Here is a 22545-nt window from a genome sequence, read left to right as displayed (position 1 = left end):
GCGGACCGTCGGCACGTCGGCCACCGCCCCGAAAGGCACGCGTGCCGACTGCGCTCCATCCTGCGGGCAGCCATGGCAATCCGCGCGGTGAGCACAGCGGGCTGGCCATGCCCGGCGCCCGGCCCCCCGGACCGCTCTGGGGATCAGCCGGCGGACATGCCGTCCCGCAGCCGGGGAAGCACCTCGGCGCGGTAGAAGTCGAAGAACTGCTTCTGGTCGGGGCCGATCTGTTGGACGTAGACCTCGTCGAACCCGGCCTCGGAATAGGCGCTGACCGCCCTGAAGTGGTCGTCGGTGGCGTCACCGCAGACGAGCGCGCCGGCGACCATGTCCTCGGTGACCAGGGTGGCCGCCTGCTCGAAGTGCTCCGGGGTGGGGAGGATCTGGGCCAGCTCGCCGGGAAGCTGCTCGCTGGGCCACAGCCGGTGCGCGGTTTTCACCGCGCGCTCCCGGTCGGTGTCCCAGCAGACCTTCAGTCCGCCGATGACCGGTTTGCCTCCCCCGCCGGCCCGCCGGAACTGCTCCACCAGGGTCGCGTCGGGCTTCATTGTCACGAAGCCGTCCCCGATACGGCCGGCCAGCGCCGCTGCCTCCGGCCCGAAGCCGGAGACGTACAGCGGAACCGGTTCCGCCGGAACGGTGTAGAGGCGGGCGTTCTGCACGGTGTAGTGGGTGCCGTGGTGGGTGACCCGTTCTCCGGTGGAGAGTTTCCTGATGACCTGCACGGCCTCTTCCAGCATCTGCAGGCGCTCCGCGGCCTCGGGCCAGGCGTCGCCGTGGATGTGCTCGTTGAGGGCTTCACCGCTTCCCAGGCCGAAGCGGAACCGGCCGCCGGTCAGCACGGCCGCCGTCGCGGCGGCCTGGGCGTTGATCGCCGGGTGCATGCGCACCGTGGGACAGGTGACCAACGTGGTGACAGGCAGCGATGTCACCTGGGACAACGCTCCGATCATGGTCCAGACGAACGGGCTCTCGCCCTGCTCGTCGTTCCACGGATGGAAGTGGTCGGAGATGGCCAGTGCCTCGAATCCGGCCTGCTCGGCCATGCGGGCCTGCTCCAGCAGTTCCGCGGGGGTGAACTCCTCCGAGGACAGGAAGTATCCGTAGGTGGTCATGCACATCCCTTCCAGCAGATCGACGATCTCGGACAAGAGACCGGGAGGGCGAGAGTGCGTCCTCGGGCCCCTGGTTGCGGCGCTTCCGTGGTCCCCTCCCGATTCTCCCCACAGTGCGAGTTCCCGGGCGCAGGCACGCTACGAGCGCGGTCCGGTTACGCCGCAGGGGTCAGGCGCCGGGTTCTCCGCGGTTTCACGGGACCGGTGTTCACCCCGCCCCGTGAACGCGGGTGGGGGCCCGGCCGAGTTCGGCCGGGCCCCCACGACGCGTCATCCACCCGTGGCGCGTCTACCAGCGGTACCAACGGCCCCTGCGGCCGCCGCTCCCGGAAGACCGCATGACAAAGCCGAGCAACCACAGAACGAGAACGATCACTGCGATCCACCACAGTGCCTTCAGGGCGAATCCCGCACCGAACAGCACCAGAGCCAGAAGAAGAACCAGAATCAGGGGAACCATCGTTATCAACCTCCTGACCGGCGCTTGCCCTCGACCCGGCCGCACAAGCACACAAAGATCCCGTTACTTTCACGGAATCAGGGGCACACGCGCGTGCCCGCCGCATCCCCCATGTCCTTGACGCCATGCGCTCGCACAGCGACGTGGCGCCCTGCGGATCTCGCTCCATCTCCCCGTGTTTGCCGCGCCTTTCGGCGGTCAGACGAATCCACAGCACACGACGTCACGCCAGGGAAGGTGAACAGCATGGCCGACAACGAGAAGGCCAAGGCCAAGACCGAGCAGACCGTCGGCAAGGTCAAGAAGACCGCCGGAGAGGCCGTGGGCAACGAACGGCTGACGGCTGAGGGCCACGCCGAGGAGGCCATCGGCGACGCTCGTGAGGCCAAGGAGAAGATCAAGGACATCGGCCGGCACTGACCGCCGGCACACGGGAGTTCAGCGCGTGGGGGCGGCCCCGGCAAGGGGCCGCCCCCACGCGTGCCCGGAATCGCGGGCCCAGCCGGCATGAGCGTGCCTCCGATGGGGTGAAAGCACGCGGTCGCCCGCCGCGTCACAGGGACACGCCCCCCTCGGTCGACTTCAGTGGACGGAGCGCACCGGTGTCATCGTCGCTGCCGTTGCGCACCGCGGAGCCCCTCAGGCCGTCACAAACCCGAGCGGGCTCCGCGTCTTCCCGCCGCTCTCCGTTGTGTGCGCCACCGGACGCCCGGCTGAGGCGGCGAAGCCGACCGGATGCGAACCGGCGTCCTCGCGATGGTGGAGACCGCGCGCGACCGCCTTTGCGATACGCCTTCCCCCGGCCGGAATCCAGCGACAGGGAAGTCGGCCACTGGACCGCATCCCGCCGGGAAACCCCGCGGTGACTGTCAGCCGTGCGCTGCGCGCGTCGTCATTTCCGCCGGCCGGCAAAAGCAAAGGCAAGGAGAGATCTCTCCTTGCCACTCTCAACCTATAGCGCAGTGGGGGGCTTGCCGCAAGACCCGGGGCACGGCGCACAATCGTCGGCCTGTGCCCACACCATGCGGAGATGGCGGGGTGACGGCGGCCGGGCCGTGGGACCGGCAGGCGCGTCACACAGAAGGCAAGCGGGGATGGGGACGTGCTCGACAAGAGGTTCGACGACGTGGGAGCCGCCGGTGATCCGGCCGGCCACCGCAGTGCAACGGAGCACGACAGCCTCAAAGGGGAAGCAGTGATCGAGCAGTACGTGCTGGATCTTCAAGAGGTCGACGAGACGCGGGTCGCGGTCGTCGGCGGCAAGGGCGCGCACCTGGGCGGGCTGTCGCGGATCGACGGCATCGATGTGCCTGCCGGCTTCTGTGTGACGACGGACGCCTTCCGCCGGATCATGGCGGCGGCACCGTCGATCGACGATCGGCTCGAGCGGTTGGCGCGCGTCGACCCGGACGACCGGGAGGCGATCCGCACGCTCAGCGCGCAGATCCGCCGGACCATCGAAGCGGTCGCCGTCCCGGACGATATCGCGGCGTCGGTCACGCGCGCGCTCGCCCGCCTCGGCGAGGACGCCGCCTGCGCCGTCCGGTCGAGCGCGACGGCGGAGGACCTGCCGACGGCCTCCTTCGCCGGCCAGCAGGACACGTACCTGAACGTCGTGGGGCCCGCGGCGATCCTCCGGCACGTCAGCCGGTGCTGGGCCTCGCTGTTCACGGAGCGGGCCGTGACCTACCGCCGGCGTAACGGCATCGACCACCGTACGGTCCGGATGGCCGTGGTCGTGCAGCGGATGGTCTTCCCGGATGCGTCGGGCATCCTGTTCACGGCCGATCCCGTCACGGGCAACCGGAAGACCGCCACCGTGGACGCCGGCTTCGGCCTCGGCGAAGCCCTGGTCTCCGGCCTGGTGAACCCGGACGTCTTCACCGTGCGGGACGGCGGAGTCGTCGCCAAGTCGATCGCCGCCAAGCAACGTGCCGTACAGGCCCTGCCGGCCGGCGGCACCCAGGAAGTGGCGATCGACGCGCACCGGCAGGAGCAGCCGGCGCTGACGGATGCGCAGGTCGTACGACTGGTGGAGCTCGGGCGGCGGATCGAGGCGCACTTCGGCCGCCCGCAGGACATCGAATGGTGCCTGGTCGAGGACGGCTTCCGGATCGTCCAGAGCAGGCCGATCACGACGCTGTTCCCCGTTCCCGAGGCCGGGGACCAGAAGAACCACATCTACGTCTCCGTCGGCCATCAGCAGATGATGACCGACCCCATGAAGCCCCTGGGGCTCTCCATGTGGCAGCTGACGGCGATGGTACCGATGCACGAGGCCGGCGGGAGGCTGTTCGTCGACGCCACCCGTCGGCTGGCCTCGCCCGCGAGCCGTGCCGCCCTCCTGGACGTCATGGGCAGAGGGGATCCGCTGGTCAGGGACGCTCTGGAGACCGTCCTCGATCGCGACGACTTCCTGCCGCCGGTCCCGGACGCGGGTCCCGGCGGGCCGCCGGCCGGCGGTGCGCCCGCCCCGATCGGGACCGATCCGGCCGTCGTCACCGAGCTGATCGAGCGCAGCGAGGTGTCCGTCGCCGCCCTGGAACGCGGCATCCGGACGAAGAGCGGGCCGGCGCTGTTCGACTTCCTGCTGGAGGCCTTCGAGGAGCACAAGCGAGCCCTTGGTGATCCGCTGAACATGCAGGCGATCATGGCGGGGATGGAGGCCACGTGGTGGCTCAACGACAAGCTCCAGGAGTGGCTCGGCGAGAAGAACGCGGCTGACACGCTCACGCTGTCCGCCCCCGGCAACATCACGTCGGAGATGGGACTGGACCTGCTCGACGTCGCGGACGTGATCCGCCCGCATCCGGAAGTGGTGGCGTTCCTCCAGGGCGTCGAGTACGCGGAGGGCGACGCCTTCCTGGACGAGCTGCCGAAGTTCACGGGCGGTACCGAAGCGCGCGATGCCATCGAGGCCTACCTCGACCGGTACGGCATGCGCTGCGTCGGTGAGATCGACATCACCAGGCCGCGCTGGCGCGAGCGCCCCGCCACGCTCGTGCCGGTGATCCTCGACAACGTCCGGAACTTCGAACCGGGGGCCGCCGAGCGGCGCTTCGAGCAAGGGCGGCAGAGGGCGCAGGAGAAGGAGCGGGACGTGCTGGCACGCCTGCGGGCCCTGCCGGACGGGGAGCGCATGGCCGACGAGGCCAAGCGCAAGATCGACCGGGTCAGAACCTTCATCGGGTACCGGGAGTACCCGAAGTACGGCATCGTCAGCCGCTACTTCGTCTACAAGCGGGCCCTGTTGGCGGAGGCCGAACGCCTGGTGCAGGCCGGCGTGCTTCCCGAGAAGGAGGACGTCTTCTACCTCACGTTCCAGGAACTGCGCGAGGTCGTGCGCACGCATCAGGCGGACGGCCGGCTCGTCCAGGAGCGCAAGGACGCGTTCCGGTCGTACCAGGCGCTCACGCCACCCCGGGTGCTCACATCGGACGGTGAGGCCCTCACCGGGGCGTACCGGCGCGACGACGTGCCGGCCGGCGCCCTGATCGGCCTGCCGGTGTCCACCGGGACGGTCGAGGGGCGGGCCCGCGTCGTCCTCGACATGGCGGAGGCCGATCTCGAAGCGGGCGACATCCTGGTCACGGCCTTCACGGACCCCAGCTGGTCGCCGCTGTTCGTCGGCATCGCCGGTCTGGTGACGGAGGTGGGCGGCCTGATGACCCATGGCGCGGTGATCGCCCGTGAGTACGGGCTGCCGGCTGTGGTGGGCGTGGACCAGGCGACCCGGCTGATCCGGGACGGACAGCGGATCCGCGTGCACGGGACCGACGGCTACGTGGAGATCCTCTCCTGACCGACCGCGCCTGACGGAGTGCCTCTGCCGCTACCGCGTTCAGGACCCGCAGAGCGTCCTGTCGTGGCAGCGCGGAGGCACTTTCCCGGTCCCCGGTCGCCCGCCCGGCATGCGGGCCCCCGGGGGGTCAGACGGCGACGGCCTCGCCGATCTCCTCCTCGGCCTCCCGCTCCACCGTCGGCGACGGGGCGGGCGGCGCACCGGCCGGGCGGGCGCGTCGTTCCGCGGCGTCCGCCGCGGCGAGCGCCACGAGGCCGGCGCCGAGCCAGATGACCAGGGAGGTGACCCGGCCGGCCAGGCCCGCGCCGGAGGAGAAGTAGAGGATGCTGCGGACGCCCTCGACGAAGCCCGCGCCATTCCAGAAGGCGTGGAGCGCGCCGAAGAAGCCGTTCTGGAGCTCGGGACGGAAGATGCCGCCCGAGGTGGTGAAGTTGAGCATCACGAAGAGCATCATCATCGTCAGCGTGGTCCACCGCTTGAGGAAGGTGTGCAGGCCGACGCCGATGGCGATGATGCCCGCCGAGTACAGCCACTCCATACCCCACACGGCGGCAAGGTCGTGATCGACGATGTGGAACACCGGTCCCGCCAGCACGGTGCCGATGATGCTCACCACGAATGAGGTCGCCAAGCCGATGGCTGCCCGGGTCCACAGCCGCAGTGCGGCGCCGGCCGCGCCGATGGCGGCGACGCTGGCGTAGGAACCGATGCTGATGGTGACCAGGAGGAAGAAGAGGCCCTGTCCTGTGGGGTCGCCCTGCGAGGTCGGCGCGACGTCCTTGACGTCGAGGGCGGTCCCCTTGCGGTCGGCCACCAGGCGGAAGACGGTCTCGGCGGCCGTTGCGGTCGTGTCGGAGTTGGCCTTGGCGACCAGCAGTCGCGGATGCTCCGTGGACGGGAGGTAGGCGCCGGCCAGGTCGCGGTCCATCAGTTCGTGCACGGCGGCGGCCCGCGCGGGAACGGTGGTGACGTCCAGCGCGTCGCCGGCCTTGTCCTTGAGGGTCTGCGCGAGGACCTGCGCGCGCGGCCCGGTCCCGACGACGGCCACCTTCAGCCCGTGCGGCTCGGGGGCGTGAAAGGCGCCCAGGTAGGCAAGGCCCATGCCCAGGCACATCAGCAGCGGAGTCACCAGGTGGAGAACGATGTGTCCCACGCTGTGGCCCGGATGGGGAGCCGCGTGCGCGTGCGCCCCTCCCGGAGCGGTGGCGGCCGAGGATGCGGTCATGGGGAACGTACCTCTCGATGTGATTGGTAAATACAACCTTCTTTCTTGTATAGTACATCTATCCGAAGGAGGTCCAGATGCCGGCCCGAGAGACAGCCATCGACACGATCCAGCGCGAACTCACCGCGTTCGCCCGCCGCGCCCGGACGCGCGCCACGCAGATCCACCCCGAGCTGTCCCTCGTGGCGTACGGCATGCTCGACTACATGCAGGAGCGCGGCGGCTGCCGCGGCACCGACCTGGCCACGCACTTCCTGCTCGACAAATCCACAGTCAGCCGCCAGATCGCGGTACTGGAGCGCGGCGGACTGCTCGTGCGCGCATCCGACCCGCACGACCAGCGCGGGCAGATCCTCCGACCGTCCGACCAGGGCCTGCGGCTGCTGGCGGAGGCCAACGAGCGACGCCGGCGCGCCTTCGCAGGGCGGTTCGCCGACTGGGAGGACGCGGACGTGCAGCAGCTGGCCGACCACCTCCAGCGCTACAACGCGGCCGACTGAGCCGCGGCCCGCCAGGCCCGGCGCAGCGGGGGTGCGGGCGCCGCCGGGCCGGCCCGGCCGACCGCATGAGGCGCATGGCCTGCGCGGCACCGACCGCCGGCCCCTGCACGGCGACGACACGGCAGCAGACATCCGACCTACTCCGACCAGGAACCCTGAATTCGGCCCTACCGATGCCGAAATCTGGGACTAAATAGGCACAATCCCAGCCACGCCCGCGAGAAAGGTCGGGTTAATTCAGCCCCAGGCGTTGACGTGCCCGAGACAAGTTGATTATTTATGAATACTTCTTGTGGGCTTCCGCAACCCTGGAAAGGACCCCTTGCTGTGTCCGCTTCCTCCCGCCGTGACTTCCTCCGCATCGCCGGCGTCACCAGCGGAGGTATCGCCCTGTCGGGCGGCCTCTCCCCCTTCACCGCGCACGCCGCTCCCGTCCGTCCCTCCAGCGTGGACATCGTCCCCGAGGGCCGGGCCACGACGATCTGGTACCGCACGCCCGCCCACGAGGCGCGCATCATCCAAGAGGCCCTCCCGGTCGGCAACGGACGGCTGGGCGCGCTGGTCGGTTGCGACCCGGCCGACGACTTCGTCTACCTCACCGACGGCGCGTTCTGGACGGGCGGCGCCAACGACACCCCGACCGACGACGGTCAGCTCCCTTACGGCCCGGACGACTTCGGCAGCTTCGGTCTCCTTGCCAAGCTCCGGATCGCGCTGCCCGGCCACTCCGGCGACGCGGTGGGCAAGTACCGTCGGCAGCTCGACCTGAGCAACGGCGTGGTCTCGGCGACGTATCTGCACGACGGCAGCCTCCACCGCCGCGAGGTCTACGCCAGCCACCCGGACGACGTGGTCGTCATCCGGCTCACCGGCGGCCCGCACACCGGCAGCATCTCGCTGGCCGGCACCCACGGCGAGACCACCGCGGGCGGAGGCGGGCAGCTCTCGTTCGACGGGACGCTGAAGAACGGCCTGCGCTATGCCGCCGCGGTGACCGCGGTCAGTTCCACGGGCCGGGTCGGCGTGGAGGGCGACACGCTGTCCTTCGCCGGCTGCCGTGAGCTGTTGATCGTGGTGTGCGGCGGCACCGACTACTCGCCCGACGCCGCGAAGAACTTCCGCGAGCCCGCCACCGATCCCCTCGCCGTGGCCCGCGCCAAGGTCACGGCCGCGGCCAAGGTGTCCGGCAATGTGCTGCTGAAGACCCATGTCTCCGACTACCAGCGGCTCTACAACCGGTTCTCCATCGACCTGGGTGAGTCGTCGGCGCTCCAGCGCTCCCTGGACTCGTGGTCGCGCATCGCCGTCCGGTACACCGACACCTCCACGCCGGACCCGGAACTGGAGGCCGCGTACGTCCAGTACGGCCGCTACCTGACCATCACCGGCTCGCGCGACTGGCTGCCGATGAACCTCCAGGGCATCTGGGTGCACAACAACAATCCCGACTGGTACGCGGACTACCACACCGACATCAACGTCCAGATGAACTACTGGCTGGCCGACCCCGCCGGCCTGGGCGAGAACTCGTACGCCCTCGCCAGATACTGCGTGTCCCAGTTGCCGGTCTGGACCGACGTCACCAAGCGGCTCTACAACAACGAGCGCAACCGGTTCCGCAACAGCACCGGCAAGATCGCCGGCTGGGCGGTCGCCTTCTCCACCAACATCCACGGCGGCAGCGGCTGGGCCTGGCACCCGTCCGGAAACGCCTGGCTGTGCAACTCACTGTGGCGGCACTACGAGTACAGCCAGGACCGCGCATACCTGGAACTGATCTACCCCGTCCTCAAGGGCGCGGCGGAGTTCTGGCGGGCGCGCCTGATCAGCACCACCGTCACGGACCCTGACGGGGCATCGCACGACGTCCTGATCGACGACACCTCGTGGTCGCCGGAGCACGGCCCGGACGGCAAGGGCAACACCTACGGGCAGGAACTGGCGTGGGAGCTGTTCGAAGAGTTCAGGACCGCCTCCCGCGTACTCCACCGGGACACCGAACTCGCCGCCGAGCTGGGCGCGATGCAGGCCAGGCTCTACCTGCCCCGGGTCAGCCCGAAGACCGGCTGGCTCGAGGAGTGGATGAGCCCCGACAACCTCGGCGAGGTCACCCACCGGCACCTGTCCCCGCTGATCGGCTTCTACCCGGGTGACCGGATCGCCGCCGACACCAGCCCGCAGCCGCTGCTCGACGGGGTACGGGCGCTGCTCACCGCGCGCGGAATGGACAGCTTCGGCTGGGCGTGCGCGTGGCGGTCGCTGTGCTGGTCCCGGCTGAAGGACGCGGAGAAGGCCTACCAGCTCTACCTGACGGTCCTGCGGCCGTCCATCAGCAACGGCAACGGGACCTCGGCCAACTGGTTCGACATGTACAGCCAGGGCAGCTACACGATCTTCCAGATCGATGCGAACCTCGGCGGTGCCACGGCCGCGCTCGAGATGATCCTCTACTCGCGGCCGGGCGTCATCGAACTGCTGCCCGCCCTTCCCGACGCCTGGGCGGCCAAGGGTTCCGTGACCGGCATCGGCGCCCGCGGCGGGTTCGAGGTGGACCTGTCCTGGCGCAACGGCAAGGTGAGCGAGGCGACCGTCCGCAGCACCGGCGGCACGTCGACCGAGCTGCGCGCCGGCGCCTTCCGCAAGCAACTCACCCTCAAGCCGGGCAAGTCCGTGACGGTGAGGATCCCGTAGCGTCGCCCCGGCTTCGGCCGGAGATCCGGCGGGGGTGTGCTCCAGGCTCCTGGAGCACACCCCCCGTGCGGCCGCCGGGGCAGGGGAGACGGGCCGCCGACGGGTGAGCCGCCCAGGCGGTGAAAATCGCTGTCCGAAGACGGGAGCGCGGTGATAGACATCCGCCGTGGAAAAGACTCTGGACTTCCCCGAATTGCTGCGGCTGATCGACGAGCGGGCAACCGCCTTCCGCGCCGCGGTCGCCTCCGCACCCAGCCTCCATGTGCAGGTACCGACCTGCCCCGAGTGGACGCTGCTCGATCTGGTGCAGCACATGGGCGACGGGCGCCTCGCCTGGGCCGCCACCGTCGCCGCGGGGCCCGACGCCCCGGAGAAGTCCGCAGCGGAGGGTGCCCCGGCCATGCCCCAGGAACGCGAGGCCCAGCTTGCCTGGCTGGCCGCGTCGACGCAGGAGTTGCTGGAGGCACTGCGAGACGCCGGCCCGGATCGCGGCTGCTGGACGTGGTGGGGTGACTCGCAGTCGCCGCAGACCTGCGGTGCGGTCGCCCGGCACCAGCTCCAGCAGTTCGCGGTGCACACCTACGACGCCCAGCTCACCCTGGGGGCCCCCAAGCCGCTGCCGGACGAGGTGGCACTCGACGGTGTCGACGAGTTCCTGTCCACCTGCTGCGCCACGACGGCCCCCTGGCCGCACGAGCCCGCCACCGTCGACTACCACGCCACCGAGGGCCGCTCCTGGCGCCTCCGGCTCTCCGCGGACGGGGCGCAGACCGCCCGTATCCCCACGCCCGGCGCCACGTCCGCCACCGCTGCCGGCGAACACCCGGACTCGGCCGGCGTCTCCGCCTGGGGCACGGCCCATGAGCTGGTCCTGGCCATGTACGGCCGGATTCCGCTGGACGCCCTCAAGCTCGAGGGCGACCGACGCATCCTCGACCTGCTCGTGGAATGGGACCCGGACGCCTAGAACTGACGATACGTCACTCCGGACGCCCGAGGACATCGCCTCCCGCCGTCGTGTCAGGGCCGCCGATCGGCGCTCCTCCCGGTTCACGCATGCCTCGGGCTTCCCGGCCCTCCACGACGCAGTGAGGCAGCAGGTCGCACGGTCCGCCGGCATGCGGCCGGCGTCTTCCCGACAGCGCGGCAGCGGCAGCGGCAGACGACCCGGGCACCCCACGCACACCAGGGTTGTTCGACCCATGCGGTGCAGCCGGAACCGTTGACAGAGTGACGCCGGCACGGTGAAGAAGGACCTGCCGCTCGTCATCGGGATGGCGATGTACGAGGGCGACCCGGCCGTGGTCAAAGCCGCCCACGCCAGGCAGGTCCACGGCACGGTCACGCCCTTTCGCGTCGGCCCCTGACACACCGGGTCACCGAACCCGGACGTCGCCGGGTGCGGACGGCGGTGGCCTGTCACCACGGATTCCGGTCCGTGAGCGGCCCCCTTCCGCCGCCCGGACTCCGACGGAGTCGATCGCAAAGCGCGGCCAGTCGAGTTCGGGCCGGGTACCGGGCTCGTCGAGGATGACCTCGTGGAGTCGCGCCCAGACCCGGTCCCGGCTCCACTGGGCGAAACGTCGGTAGACCGTGGGCCAGGCCGGGCCGAACACCGGCGGAAGCTGCCGCCATGTGCACCCGGACGTGGCCACGAAGACGACGGCGGCCAGAGCCTCACGGTCTTCCGTCCGCCGCCGGCCCCCGCCCTGCGAGCGCTCCACCTCGGTCGGCGGCACGACTTGCCGGAAAAGTACCCACAACTCGTCGGGTACCAGTCGCGTCACCAGATCCGCCATCGCCTACTCAACGCCATCACAGCACCGGCCAGGGCCCCAAGACGCGTCATCACCACGGCCACCGCTCCCGCGGTGACCAGCGGTGTGGCGCAGTGGGTGCCGCCCGGGATCACGCACAGTGCGCACACCGCGCAGACGGCCAGGGCACCCAGGACAGCCGGACGACCGCACGGCCGCTCGTCGTCCCACGCCTCTTCCATTTCTTCCGTATCCGGCATCGGCGTCGCTCCTTCACGGTGGTTCCGGGCACACGCCCCCACCGTAGGTGCGATTCCTGCCGACTTCCTTGCCTCACCGTGCACCGCCCCTTGCCTCTCCGTGCGCTGTGCCCAGCCGGAATGGCACGGCTGAACAGCACCAAAGAAAACAAGCCCACAGGGCTTTCCGCAGGGTAGACGCGGAAGACCGATGGGCAACATGAAGATAGGCCGGCCGTCGGTTTTGACGACTCCCAAGATAAGGCGGAGCACACCGCATCGGGCCGAAATACGGGCTGCCTTGCGGCGCCCTTCACGAGCGGCAGGCCTTGAGCGGCACCTCGCTCAGCTCAACCCGATTCATTAAACACAGCAATTACCTTGGCTACTTGAACCATACACGAGTCTATCACGGTCAGCACCTCGATACCGGCGACACCGCATACGGAGGCTGCGAACATGGCAATCCATCAGACAACCGCACTCAAAGGCACTCCACACATCCTCCGGGAGGCGTCAAGAATTCTGGACTGCTTTTCCGTCGACACTCCCTGCCTGCATACCTCGGAGATCGTCCGTATGACCGGCATGCCGTCATCGACACTGAGCGGGATCCTGCACGCACTGGTCGAGGAGAACGTGCTCCAGCACGAGGGTGTCTTCTTCAGTGTCGGTCTGCGGGTGATCCGGTGGTCGGCGTCGGCAGACGTGGCCTCGGACCTCATGACAGCGGCCAGGCCGGCGGTAGCGGCCCTCCGGGACAGGACCGGCGAATGCTGCGCCCTCAGCATCCGCCGGCACGTCACTCTTGTCACGGTGGTGTGGGCGAATTCCACGCACCCGCTCACTCCGCACGGCTACGTCGGCCAGGTGAGGCCCCTGTGCGGCAGTGCGGCCGGCAAGGTCTTCATGGCCTATGAACCGCATGCCCTCCGGCTCGTACTGGACGAGGGACTGACCGCCTTCACACGAAGAACGGTCGTCCAGCCGATGGCCCTGCACAAGGAACTGCACGAGGCGAGGCTGCGGGGCTGGACATTGGCCTGCGAAGAGCAGGAGTTGGGCACGAGCGCTGTGGCCGCCCCTGTCTACGCCATGGATGGCACCGTGACGGCTGCGGTCGCGCTCGGAGGGCCCACGCAGAGATTGACCCCCGACCGGGTGGAGGAACTCGCCAGGCAAGTGACGGACTGCGCACTGGACATATCGCGCTTCCTGGCGACGAGCCGATGGTCGGGGTGAATCCGTCCACCAGGCCCGGCCGGCGGTCGCCCGTCCGGGGCCGCAGGCCGGCGTCCTGCGGGAGGGAACATCCCCGCAGGACGCCGGCTCACCCCCCACCACCAGGTCGGTGGCCGGTCAGTCCGTCTGCAACTGCCCCGTCCCGCCGCGGCAGGCACCGCCGGCCGGCCGGGCGAGCGCGGCGCCGTCCGGTTTATCGACCCGCGTCAGTGCGACCATCGCGAGGTCGTCCTCCGGGAGCGCCCCGGCATGAGCGACAAGATCCTGGAGAATCTCCGAGAGCGCATCAGGCAGGCACACATGACGGGCCGTGCTCTGCCGGACCCACTCCCATGCCGTCGCGCGCTCCAGCAGCGGATAGCAGCGCCCGGCGGCGTCGCGGGCCTCGATCAGACCATCGGTGTAGAGCAACAGCGCGTCCCCTGAGGCCAGCTCGAAGCACTCCTCGATGGCGCCGACGTCCTGAAGACCGTGCAGGCCCAGCGGAGGCGAGCAGCAGCCCGAGACGAGGGCGACGGAACCTCCGTGAGCCCGCACCGGCGGCGGATGGCCGCGGTTGACCAGGCGGACCTGCCGTTCGCCGTCCGGGACTTCCAGGAGGAGAGCCGTCACAAAGCGTTCCTCCCTGGCGCGGGGGCCGTCGTCGGTCTCCGCCAGGTGGCGCAGGAAGCTCTCCTCCAGGCGCCCCGAGAGATCGGTCAACGTGTCGGCGCGCGGGGCCCATTCGCGGAAGGCCCCGAGCACGGCGGCGACGTCCTCGAACGTGGGCAGGCCCTTGCCGCACACGTCACCGATGATCAGCCGAGTCGCACCGGCCGTCCGGGCGACCGCGTACAGGTCGCCGCCGACCTCGTCCCGCCCACCGCACGCACGGTAGACGGACGCGATGCCCAGAGCACCGATACGCCTCGGAAGCGGCCGCAACAGGACCCGCTGGACGGTGTCGGACACCGCACGAGCCCGCGTCGCACGGGAACGGTATCGGTTCTTCAGGCGCGCCAGCACCAGTGCCACCGCCCCGGCGGTGACCACCGGCGCGATGCCGCACGCGAAGCTCGGATGATGCAGTGGCAGGATCGCGCACAGCGCACTCACCCCGCAGACGGCCAGGGCCCCCAGGATCCCCGCCACAGCCAAATGGTGACCCGGCTGCCCGTCGCCCCGCTCCTGGTCGAACTCGTCCTTGCCCGTCATCGGCGTCACTCCTTCACAGTCGTCGCAGGTCCACTGAGGGTGGGCCACTGCCGACCGTAAGTGCGCTACCGGTTTCGCCCCTTGCTCCGTGGCGCACGGTCCCTTGCCCGTCCGTGCAGTCCTCCGGACCGCCGAGGACGATCCTGCGTGGCGGCATCGGCCGTCGACGTGTGCGGCCAGGGCCTGTCGAGATCGAGCAGGGCGTCGCGGAGTGCCGCGCGGGAGGTGATCGCGAGTTCGGGGAAGATCCTGCCCAGGTGGCCCCCCACGGTGCGTGGGGAGCGGTAGAGCCGCACGGCGATCTGCTCGCTGGTCAGGCCGGACGCCGCGAGATGGGCGATCTCCAGCTCCTGCGGGGTGAGCACGACGGGCTCCTGCCCCGTCAGCGCCCGCTGACCGAGCATGTTGAGCATGTCCTCACCACGACCCAGCGCCGGAGGGCTGCCTACGTCGGCCGTCTACACCATGGGCTGCATCGGATGATGCTTGCTCCCTGCGTCAGGAGGGCGGTTCCGATCCTGGACGCCCGGCGTCCGGAGGGATCGAGAACGTCACCTCCTCACCATGATCCGTACCAGAAAGCGTTGCATGACATGAGGAAAGTACTCATGCGGGCAATGAGTTGTTTCGTCCGCCTTGCGCGGTGCTCTCGGCACTACGTGACGGAGATGCGTCAGCGCCGGCGGCCGGGCGGGCGTTGATGAGTGGTGTGAGCCGGTGGGCGGCGTTGTCGACGAGTTCGAGGTCGGCCTTGGTGTGCGTGATGGCGGCGTCGATGAGCAGGGCCACGAGGGGATCGTCGGTGTGGGTGCGGCGCAGGCGTGTGAGTCCGGCGAGTTCGGAGAGGTAGGTCTGCCGCTGGGCCGTGACGAGGGTGTCCAGTGCCTCGGGGCCGAGGGAGGCCGCGCCGAGGAGTTTCAGGAACAGTTCGTCACGGAAGCCGCCGGTGCGGGTCCATGCGGTGGTGGCCCAGGAGGTCAACTCGTCCTGGCCGCTGGGGGTGAGGTGGTAGCGCGTCTTGTCGGGGCGGTCGGTCTGGGCGATTTGGGACCGCGTGACGTGCCCGTCGCGGACGAGGCGGTCGAGGATCTGGTAGAGGTGGCCGATGTTGAGGCCGCCCCACTGTGGGCCGATGGCCTGCTCGAAGCGGCTCTTGAGTTCGTAGCCGTGGCTGGGACCTTCGGACAGCAACGCGAGCACCGCGTGATGCAGTGGCATTTTACACCCCCTATGTATTGTGACAATGTACCGCTGCATTGTGGCAATGCATGAGGGTGGGAGGGGTTCATGGGTGTGACCTTGCGGGGGGTGACCCGCAGCTATCCGGGGATCACCGCGCTGGACGGTGTCGACTTGGTGATCGCCGACGGTGTGTCGGTCGCGCTGACCGGCCCGTCGGGCGCGGGTAAGTCCACCGTGCTGCATGTGATCGGCGGTATGGACCGGCCGGACTCCGGCACGGTGGAGGTCGACGGAGTCGAACTCACCCCGGCCCGGCTGGACGCGCACCGCCGCCGGATCGGATTCGTCTTCCAGCGCTTCCATTTGCTGCCCGCACTGACCGCCCTGGACAACGTCCTGGTGCCGGTACTGCCACGCCGGGTCGACTTCGACCGGCGGGCCCGCGCCATGGAACTGCTGGACGCCGTCGGCCTGGCGCATCGTGCCGACGCGCTCCCCTCGCAGTTGTCCGGCGGTCAGCAGCAACGGGTGGCGGTGGCCCGGGCGTTGATCAACCGTCCGGGACTGCTGCTCGCGGACGAGCCGACGGGCAATCTCGACAGTGCCACCGGACGGGAGATCATCGACCTGCTGCTGTCGCTCAGCGAGCAGTACGGCACCACGATGCTGATCGCCACCCACGACGCCGAGGTGGCCGCGAACTGCGACCGGATCGTGCGGCTCCAGGACGGCAAGATCACCTCCGACGAACAGGTGACACCGGCCGCCGACGTACTGGACCGGCTCGGAGGTCTGCGTCCGTGATAGCCATGATCCTCTCCCAGTTGCGGCGGCACCGCGGCCGCGCGCTGGCGCTCGCCGCCGGCATCCTGGTGGCCGCCACCAGCTTCACCCTGCTGACGTCGACGGTGACGACCAGTCAGGCCCGCACCACCGACACCGTCCGCAAGAACGCCCGCTCCGCCTACGACGTCCTGGTCCGCCCCCACGGCAGTCAGAGCGCCGTGGAGCGGGCCGACGGCCTGGTCGAGGCCAACTTCCTGTCCGGGATCTTCGGCGGCATCACCCTGGACCAGTACGACGCGATCAAGGACATGCCCGGCGTGCAGATCGCCGCGCCGGTCGCCAATCTCGGCTACCTCATGGTGCAGGGCACCATGAAGATCGACGTCTCCGGCTTCCTCGACACCGACGCACCCGCCCAGATGCTGCGGATCCGGCCGACCCTGACCACCGGCCTGAACCACTACCGAAGCGCCGACCAGTACCTTTACCTCAGCCACAACCCGATCAGGCAGCCCAGAAAACTTCCGCATGAGTGGTCTCCGGGCGACCTCGTCCAGGAGGAAACCGGGCACGGCGCGTACTCGGTCTGCTGGTACTACAACTACAACAAGACCGACATGCACGTACAACGTGCCGACGACGGGGGTTACGAGCCGCTGGAACCCGTTTTCATCCGGGAGGACCGCCGTGAGGAGTCGCCGTTCGACCCCGACATGAACGCGTGGCTGACGTGCCGGACGGGCCACGACAAGGCGACGGTCGAATTCCCGGTGTCCTATCCGGTGCTCCTGTCGGCGGTGGACCCCACCGCCGAGAACCGACTCGTCGGCCTGGGCAAGGCGATCACTTCCGGCCGCATGCTCACCGCACAGGACAAGCCGGTCTGGAACCGCAAGGAGGACTGGTCGGACAAGCCCTACTGGAAGGTCCCGGTCGTGCTCAACGACCGGACACTGACCGCCGGCACCCTCGACGCCCGCGTCGAACGCCTCCAGATCGGCGACCCGGCCGCCCTGCCCGCGAAACTCGGCAGCCCCGCCGCCCACGACTTCGTCAACAGCCTGCACGGGACACCTGTCGGACACGTCTCCGCCGAGATCGAGAAGGGGTTCCCCAAGGAGGTCGTGCTTCCCCCCTTGGCGTTGACGCCCAGCTACTGGACGGTCGGTCCGGTCGACTACCGCCGCACGGCGGAGGGCCTGGCACCCCGGCCCCGTGCCGGCCAGTCGCCCGAACTCTGGCGGACCAACGAGGACCGGCAGTTCATCGACCTCGTCCCGGAGGAGAACACCGGTACCCAGTTCCGCAAGGTCACCAGCCACCCCGGCACCTTCTGCTGGGGCACCCTGACCTGCGAACGCGAGGACTTCGGGCGGACCCCGGTCCCCTTCCTGGTCCCGGTCGGGCGTTACGACGCCGCCCGGCTGCCCGGCTTCTCCTCGCTGTCGCAGGTGCCCCTGGAGACCTACCGCTCCCCGCAGGTCACCGGCGCCGACAAGGCAGCGCGGACCGCGCTGCACGACCGGCCGCTCGCACCCGACCGCAACCTCGGCGGCTACCTCACAGCACCGCCCACTATGCTCACCACCATCGACTCGATCACCACCCTCACCAAGAGCCGCCGACTGCCGGGCATCCAGGACAAGGCACCGGTCAGTGCCGTCCGCATCCGCGTGACCGGAGTCACCGGAGTCGACCCCGCCTCCCAAGCGCGCGTCAACGCCGTGGCCGGACACATCCGCACCGCATTCCCCGGTCTCCAGGTCGACATCACCATCGGCAGCTCCCCCGCGCCCCAGACCATCGCCCTGTCCGGCGTCAACGTCCGCGAGTACTGGACCGCCAAGGGCGTGGCGCTGCACATCCTCAAGGCCGTCGACACCAAGAGCGCCATCCTCTTCGTCCTGGTCCTGGTGGTCTGCGGGCTCTTCCTCGCGCAGGCCGCACTCGCCTCCGTCCGCTCCCGCCGCACCGAGATCGGCACCCTGCGCTGCGTCGGCTGGACCTCACCGGACATCCTCCGGCTGATCCTCGGCGAACTCTCCGTCATCGGCCTCGCCGCGGGTGCCGCGGGCTCGCTCCTCGCGTTCCTGCTCGGCACCCTGCTCGGACTCCCCGACGCGGCAGTCAAGGCCGCCCTCGTGCTGCCCGTCGCTCTGCTCCTCGCGGTCACCGCCGGCGCGGTGCCCGCGTGGCGGGCCACCCGGCTGCGCCCCCTGGACGCCATCAGACCCCCCGTCACAGCCGGCGGCCGGGCCGCGCCCGTCCGCACCCTCCTCGGCCTGGCCGCACGCAACCTCCTGCGGGTCCGCGGGCGCACCCTGCTCGGCGCGGCCGGACTCGCGCTCGGCGTCGCCGCCTTCACCGTCCTGCTCGCCCTCACCCTCGCCTTCCGCGGCGAGGTCGCAGGCTCCCTGCTCGGCAACGCCGTGGTGGCCCAGGCACGCACCGCCGACTACCTCAGTGTCGCCCTGTCCCTGCTGCTCGGCGCCGCCGGCGCCGTCGACGTCCTCGTCCTGTCCCAGCGCGAACGCGCCTCCGACCTCGCCGTCCTGCGCGCCACCGGATGGACCACCCGCGAACTCGCCCGCCTCACCATCTACGAAGGCATCCTTCTCGCCCTTCTCGGCGGACTCACCGGCGCGGTCGCCGGGCTCGCCGCGGTGGTGGCCCTCGGCCGGGGCGTGCTGGAAGGCCACCTGCTCACGGTGGCCGGCGCCGCTCTCCTCGCCACCCTCGCCGCCATCACCCTCGTCAGCGCCGCCCTCGCCTTCCCCATCCGCGCCCACTCCCGCATCGCCCCTGCCCACCTCCTTGCGGCCGACTGACCAGCCGTGACGCGGGACCATCACTTGTCAGCCAGCACGAAGGAGCGGCCATGACGGTCGGGGAAAACGACCGGACCGACACCGAGGGGACCGAAGACGGCGCCCTGGGGGCGGCGCGCCGGAAGCGGCCGCCCAGGGTACGCAAGCAGCGCCCCTGGTGGCAGGAGCTGCCGATCCTGATCGTGGTGGCGCTGGTCCTGGCCCTGGGGATCAAGACGTTCTTCGTGCAGGCCTTCTCCATCCCCTCGGGTTCGATGGAGAACACCCTTCAGGTCGGCGACCGGGTCCTGGTCGACAAGTTCACCCCGTGGTTCGGCGCGGAGCCCGAGCGTGGCGAGGTCGTGGTCTTCCGGGATCCCGGTGGCTGGCTGGACGACCAGCCGGCGCAGCAGAGCGGCAGCGGCCCGAACGCGCTCACCAAGGCCCTGGCCTTCGTCGGTCTGATGCCCTCGGCCAACGAGCGGGACCTCATCAAGCGCGTGATCGCGGTCGGCGGCGACACCGTGACGTGCGAGAGCGGCAAACCCGTGGCGGTCAACGGGAAATCCCTGGACGAGCCCTACATCTACCCCGGCGCCACGCCGTGCGACGATTTCCCCGTCGGCACCGTCAAGGTCCCGAAGGACCATCTGTGGGTGATGGGCGACCACCGCAACGGCTCCCGGGACTCCCGGGCCCACCTCCAGGACCCGGGCGGCCCCTTCGTGCCCGTGGACAATGTCATCGGCCGGGCCTTCGTCGTCGCCTGGCCGGTGCCACGGTGGTCCACGCTCCCGGTGCCCGCCACCTTCGACCAGCCGTGAGGCCCGGCGGCCCGGCGCACGTCATGTGCCGGGTGTCACTTCCTGCTCGGCCCACACGATCTTCCCCTCCCCCCGCGTGTAGCGGGTACCACGTCGTCGGGAGAGCCGGTTGACGAGGAGCAGGCCGCGGCCGCCCTCGTCGGTGGGGCGGGCGTGGCGCAGCCGCGGAAGACTGTTGCTGGTGTCGGAGACCTCGCAGGTCATGACCCGGTCGCGGATCAGGCGCAGACCGACGGGTCCCTTCCCGTGGCGTATGGCGTTGGTGACCAGTTCACTGACGATGAGTTCCGTGGACGCCACCAGATCCTCCAGCCCCCATCGAGTCAGCTGCCGGGCGGTCAGGGACCGTGCGCTGCTCACCGCGGCGGGCTTGGGGGGGAGGTCCCAGGAGACGACTTGGTGAGGGCTCAGTACGCGCGTCTGGGCCAGGAGCAACGTGACGTCGTCGTCCGGCGGCTGTGCCGACAGCGCGTCGACGACGTCGGAGCACTGATTCTCCAGTGAGCGGCCGCGCTGCGCCAGGACCGTCCTGAGGCGGTCCATCCCGGCGTCGATGTCCCGGGTCCGGGACTCGACCAGGCCGTCGGTGTAGAGGGCGAGCACGCTGTCCTCGGGCACTTCCAGCTCCACCGCTTCGAACGAGGACTCCCCTGCCCCGAGGGGCGTTCCGGGGGGCAGGTCCGGGAAGGTGATGCGGCCCTGGGGGTCGATGATCGCGGGGGGCGGGTGACCGGCTCGTGCCATCGTGCACCGTCGTGTGACGGGGTCGTAGACCATGTACAGGCAGGTGGCCCAGAGGACTTGGGCCGAGGATCCCTGGACGTTGTCATGCTCCTGGGTGATGCGGGTGATCAGGTCGTCGAGATGGGTGAGCAGCTCGTCGGGCAGCAGGTCCAGGTAGGCGAGGGCCCGCACCGCGGTGCGGAGTCTGCCCATGGTCGCGGCGGCTTCGATGCCGTGCCCTGCCACATCCCCCACCACCAGCGCCACCCTGGCACCGGACAGCGGGATCACGTCGAACCAGTCACCGCCGACGCCCGCGACGATGTCGGCGGGCAGATAACGCGAGGCCACCTCGACGGCGGATCCGCCGGTCGGACGGTGGGGGAGCAGGTTGCGTTGCAGGGCCAGGGCGACCGCACGCTCGCGGGAGTAGCGGCCGGCGTTCTCCAGACTCGGCGCGGCCCGGGCCACAAGCTCCTGGGCCAGGAGCAGATCGCCCTCCTCGAACGGCGCCGGATTCCGCGACCGGGCGAAGGCCGCCACGCCCAGCACCTCGCCGCGCGCTCGTATCGGCACCGCCATGAAGGCATGGATCCCGTATTTGCGGATCTTCTCGGCCCAGGGGTCTCCCGGATCGAGGCGGGAGGGCCGCAGGACTGTCCTCGCCGGTTTCCCGGTGGACAGGACCCCGCCGTAGGTCGAGTCGGGAGGCGCGAGGATCACCTCCCCCGGTGTCCACAAGGGCTCCGCGAGTCCCTGGTGGATCGACGTCAGGGCCACGCGACGGAACACGGGGACCGGCCCGTCCACCGAGGCCGGGTGGAGCAGCGCATCCGGGCCGAGGAGGCCCCAGTCCGCCAGGTCGACGATCGCGAAGTCGGCCAGGGCCGGCACCGCGAGGCCGGTCAGCTCCTGCCCGGTCCGCGCGACGTCCAAGGTCGTCCCGATACGGCTGTCGGCGTCGCTCAGGATCGCCCGGCGTTCGCGGGCCCGGTCCCTGTCGGCGACGACCACCCACATGGAGCACACACCCACTGCGCTGCCGTCGGCACCGTCGAGGCGGAAGTAGGAGCCCTCGAAGGGGCCGCAGGCGCCGCCTGCCGAGAGCCACTGCGGGTACTCGAGGTCGAGCGCCGGGGTCCCGCTGTCCAGCACCTTCCTCATCACCGTCTCCAGCGCGTCGGATTCGGCGCTGGGCCGCACTTCCGACAACCGCCGGCCGAACCGCGCCGCGGGGGCTATGCCGTCCAGGGCTTCCGCGGTGTCGTTCACCCAGGCGCAGCGCAATGTCGTGTCACGGATACAGATCGCCACCGGTGCACTGCCCAGGAGCGACGACAACGGGAGTGCGGTCATCGCCGGCGGGTCCACCGCCCCGTCCACGCGGGTGGCCGAGACGAGCCAGCGGGGGTCGTCCTCCGGCCCGGACAACCGCGAGAGGCGCAGCCCCACTTCGAGTGCGCGTCCGTCGAGGTGGCGAACCTCGACCGGGCCGGCCCACGCTCCCGGTGGGCAGGAGCGCCGGGCCAGCGCGCGGGCCGTCGCCCAGTGCCCGGCCGACGCCACCATGGTCGCGGCGGATCGACCCACCGCCTCCCCCGCGGAGTAGCCGAGAAGGTGCCGGGCGGACCCGGCCCACCCCGACACCGTGCCGTCCGCACCGATCATCGCGATCGGTGTGCCGACGACCTCCGAGACCCCCCAAGTTGCGGCGGTGATCCGCCCTTTGCGTGCTGTCATCGGATGATTCCTGACTGATGTGGATCCTCGACAAGCCAGGGCGTAGGTGTGCTCGCCGAATCTGCTTGCGGACATGCGCAGGAGGTCACGGGTGTGCCGCGGTGCAGCGGGCGCTGCCCGGTGCGCGCTGCCGAGACTGCCCGGCAACTCCGATGCGGTCCCCCATTCCGTCTGCGTCGACAGAAAGGACTGAGAATCGAATTACAGTCTGCACCTGCGCGGACGGTGGCGCGGACGCTTTCCACGCCACTGGCCGGG

The 22545-nt window shown here is 70.1% G+C and carries 18 protein-coding genes, 1 tRNA gene and 1 pseudogene; 10 read left to right on the top strand and 10 right to left on the bottom strand.

The window, feature by feature from the left end; translation table 11 throughout:
• Positions 1–143 precede the first annotated feature (143 nt).
• Together RV983_RS34020 and RV983_RS34015 are read right to left on the bottom strand one after the other, a co-directional pair.
• Complete coding sequence (locus RV983_RS34020; RefSeq protein ID WP_475989554.1) at positions 144–1115, bottom strand: TIGR03557 family F420-dependent LLM class oxidoreductase; 972 nt, start codon at positions 1113–1115, stop codon at positions 144–146.
• 289 nt (positions 1116–1404) lie between these two features.
• Complete coding sequence (locus tag RV983_RS34015) at positions 1405–1575, bottom strand: DUF5670 family protein (RefSeq protein WP_475989553.1); 171 nt, start codon at positions 1573–1575, stop codon at positions 1405–1407.
• A 246-nt stretch (positions 1576–1821) separates the two neighbouring features.
• On the opposite strand from RV983_RS34015, the gene RV983_RS34010 reads away from it, so the two are divergent.
• Positions 1822–1995, top strand: coding sequence for a CsbD family protein (locus RV983_RS34010; protein ID WP_475989552.1), 174 nt, complete (start codon positions 1822–1824; stop codon positions 1993–1995).
• Positions 1996–2297: 302 nt separating this feature from the next.
• Here the strand turns inward: RV983_RS34010 and RV983_RS34005 are convergent.
• Positions 2298–2372, bottom strand: a tRNA-Trp gene (locus RV983_RS34005).
• Positions 2373–2770: 398 nt separating this feature from the next.
• Between RV983_RS34005 and rph the strand changes: the two genes are divergently transcribed.
• Complete coding sequence (gene rph, locus RV983_RS34000) at positions 2771–5377, top strand: rifamycin-inactivating phosphotransferase (RefSeq protein ID WP_475990542.1); 2607 nt, start codon at positions 2771–2773, stop codon at positions 5375–5377.
• A gap of 127 nt (positions 5378–5504) precedes the next feature.
• Here the strand turns inward: rph and RV983_RS33995 are convergent, their stop codons facing one another.
• Positions 5505–6602: a hypothetical protein gene (locus RV983_RS33995; RefSeq protein WP_475989551.1), complete on the bottom strand. Its 1098-nt coding sequence runs from the start codon at positions 6600–6602 to the stop codon at positions 5505–5507.
• Between the two features lie 77 nt (positions 6603–6679).
• On the opposite strand from RV983_RS33995, the gene RV983_RS33990 reads away from it, so the two are divergent.
• From RV983_RS33990 to RV983_RS33975, 4 genes are all read left to right on the top strand, one after another.
• Complete coding sequence (locus RV983_RS33990) at positions 6680–7102, top strand: MarR family winged helix-turn-helix transcriptional regulator (protein ID WP_475989550.1); 423 nt, start codon at positions 6680–6682, stop codon at positions 7100–7102.
• Between the two features lie 327 nt (positions 7103–7429).
• Entirely contained in the window at positions 7430–9793 is a 2364-nt protein-coding gene (locus RV983_RS33985) for a glycosyl hydrolase family 95 catalytic domain-containing protein (protein WP_475989549.1), read from the top strand.
• Positions 9794–9959: 166 nt separating this feature from the next.
• Positions 9960–10760: a maleylpyruvate isomerase family mycothiol-dependent enzyme gene (locus RV983_RS33980; RefSeq protein ID WP_475989548.1), complete on the top strand. Its 801-nt coding sequence runs from the start codon at positions 9960–9962 to the stop codon at positions 10758–10760.
• 277 nt (positions 10761–11037) lie between these two features.
• Positions 11038–11160, top strand: a complete 123-nt coding sequence (locus tag RV983_RS33975; RefSeq protein WP_475989547.1) for a hypothetical protein — start codon at positions 11038–11040, stop codon at positions 11158–11160.
• An 81-nt stretch (positions 11161–11241) separates the two neighbouring features.
• On the opposite strand, the pseudogene RV983_RS33970 reads toward RV983_RS33975, so the two are convergent.
• Both RV983_RS33970 and RV983_RS33965 read right to left on the bottom strand, forming a co-directional pair.
• Positions 11242–11592 (bottom strand): annotated as a pseudogene (locus tag RV983_RS33970) (transposase); the annotation flags it as partial.
• Complete coding sequence (locus tag RV983_RS33965; protein WP_475989546.1) at positions 11577–11810, bottom strand: hypothetical protein; 234 nt, start codon at positions 11808–11810, stop codon at positions 11577–11579. The pseudogene RV983_RS33970 and the gene RV983_RS33965, both read right to left, overlap by 16 nt.
• Before the next feature lie 438 nt (positions 11811–12248).
• Between RV983_RS33965 and RV983_RS33960 the strand changes: the two genes are divergently transcribed.
• The gene (locus RV983_RS33960) at positions 12249–13031 is read left to right on the top strand and encodes an IclR family transcriptional regulator (protein ID WP_475989545.1); all 783 of its coding nucleotides are present in this window, start codon (positions 12249–12251) and stop codon (positions 13029–13031) included.
• A gap of 117 nt (positions 13032–13148) precedes the next feature.
• Here the strand turns inward: RV983_RS33960 and RV983_RS33955 are convergent, their stop codons facing one another.
• From RV983_RS33955 to RV983_RS33945, 3 genes are all read right to left on the bottom strand, one after another.
• Entirely contained in the window at positions 13149–14225 is a 1077-nt protein-coding gene (locus RV983_RS33955) for a PP2C family protein-serine/threonine phosphatase (protein ID WP_475989544.1), read from the bottom strand.
• Positions 14226–14290: 65 nt separating this feature from the next.
• Complete coding sequence (locus tag RV983_RS33950; RefSeq protein WP_475989543.1) at positions 14291–14638, bottom strand: helix-turn-helix domain-containing protein; 348 nt, start codon at positions 14636–14638, stop codon at positions 14291–14293.
• A gap of 193 nt (positions 14639–14831) precedes the next feature.
• Complete coding sequence (locus RV983_RS33945) at positions 14832–15443, bottom strand: PadR family transcriptional regulator (protein WP_475989542.1); 612 nt, start codon at positions 15441–15443, stop codon at positions 14832–14834.
• A 69-nt stretch (positions 15444–15512) separates the two neighbouring features.
• Here RV983_RS33945 and RV983_RS33940 point away from each other — a divergent pair, with 69 nt between their 5' ends.
• Genes RV983_RS33940 through lepB form a run of 3 tightly spaced genes read left to right on the top strand, consistent with a single transcriptional unit; the run spans position 15513 to position 19824 of the window.
• Positions 15513–16211: an ABC transporter ATP-binding protein gene (locus tag RV983_RS33940; protein WP_475989541.1), complete on the top strand. Its 699-nt coding sequence runs from the start codon at positions 15513–15515 to the stop codon at positions 16209–16211.
• A gap of 5 nt (positions 16212–16216) precedes the next feature.
• Complete coding sequence (locus tag RV983_RS33935; RefSeq protein ID WP_475990541.1) at positions 16217–19021, top strand: FtsX-like permease family protein; 2805 nt, start codon at positions 16217–16219, stop codon at positions 19019–19021.
• Between the two features lie 50 nt (positions 19022–19071).
• Positions 19072–19824 carry a signal peptidase I gene (lepB, locus tag RV983_RS33930; RefSeq protein WP_475989540.1) on the top strand — a complete coding sequence of 251 codons (753 nt, stop codon included), beginning with the start codon at positions 19072–19074 and terminating at the stop codon, positions 19822–19824.
• A gap of 21 nt (positions 19825–19845) precedes the next feature.
• On the opposite strand, the gene RV983_RS33925 is transcribed toward lepB, so the two are convergent.
• Positions 19846–22287: an ATP-binding SpoIIE family protein phosphatase gene (locus tag RV983_RS33925; RefSeq protein ID WP_475989539.1), complete on the bottom strand. Its 2442-nt coding sequence runs from the start codon at positions 22285–22287 to the stop codon at positions 19846–19848.
• Positions 22288–22545 lie beyond the last annotated feature (258 nt).

It is taken from the genome of Streptomyces sp. RLA123 (assembly GCF_056270165.1).
This window is presented reverse-complemented; position numbering and strand designations above follow the sequence as displayed.

Bases quoted from the DNA above. Each gene is read 5' to 3' on its own strand.
- RV983_RS34020 (WP_475989554.1), bottom strand. From the start codon at position 1,115: ATGACCACCTACGGATACTTCCTGTCCTCGGAGGAGTTCACCCCCGCG.
- RV983_RS34015 (WP_475989553.1), bottom strand. From the start codon at position 1,575: ATGGTTCCCCTGATTCTGGTTCTTCTTCTGGCTCTGGTGCTGTTCGGT.
- RV983_RS34010 (WP_475989552.1), top strand. From the start codon at position 1,822: ATGGCCGACAACGAGAAGGCCAAGGCCAAGACCGAGCAGACCGTCGGC.
- RV983_RS33995 (WP_475989551.1), bottom strand. From the start codon at position 6,602: ATGACCGCATCCTCGGCCGCCACCGCTCCGGGAGGGGCGCACGCGCAC.
- RV983_RS33990 (WP_475989550.1), top strand. From the start codon at position 6,680: ATGCCGGCCCGAGAGACAGCCATCGACACGATCCAGCGCGAACTCACC.
- RV983_RS33965 (WP_475989546.1), bottom strand. From the start codon at position 11,810: ATGCCGGATACGGAAGAAATGGAAGAGGCGTGGGACGACGAGCGGCCG.
- RV983_RS33960 (WP_475989545.1), top strand. From the start codon at position 12,249: ATGGCAATCCATCAGACAACCGCACTCAAAGGCACTCCACACATCCTC.
- RV983_RS33955 (WP_475989544.1), bottom strand. From the start codon at position 14,225: ATGACGGGCAAGGACGAGTTCGACCAGGAGCGGGGCGACGGGCAGCCG.
- RV983_RS33950 (WP_475989543.1), bottom strand. From the start codon at position 14,638: ATGCTCAACATGCTCGGTCAGCGGGCGCTGACGGGGCAGGAGCCCGTC.
- RV983_RS33945 (WP_475989542.1), bottom strand. From the start codon at position 15,443: ATGCCACTGCATCACGCGGTGCTCGCGTTGCTGTCCGAAGGTCCCAGC.
- RV983_RS33940 (WP_475989541.1), top strand. From the start codon at position 15,513: ATGGGTGTGACCTTGCGGGGGGTGACCCGCAGCTATCCGGGGATCACC.
- RV983_RS33935 (WP_475990541.1), top strand. From the start codon at position 16,217: ATGATCCTCTCCCAGTTGCGGCGGCACCGCGGCCGCGCGCTGGCGCTC.
- lepB (WP_475989540.1), top strand. From the start codon at position 19,072: ATGACGGTCGGGGAAAACGACCGGACCGACACCGAGGGGACCGAAGAC.
- RV983_RS33925 (WP_475989539.1), bottom strand. From the start codon at position 22,287: ATGACAGCACGCAAAGGGCGGATCACCGCCGCAACTTGGGGGGTCTCG.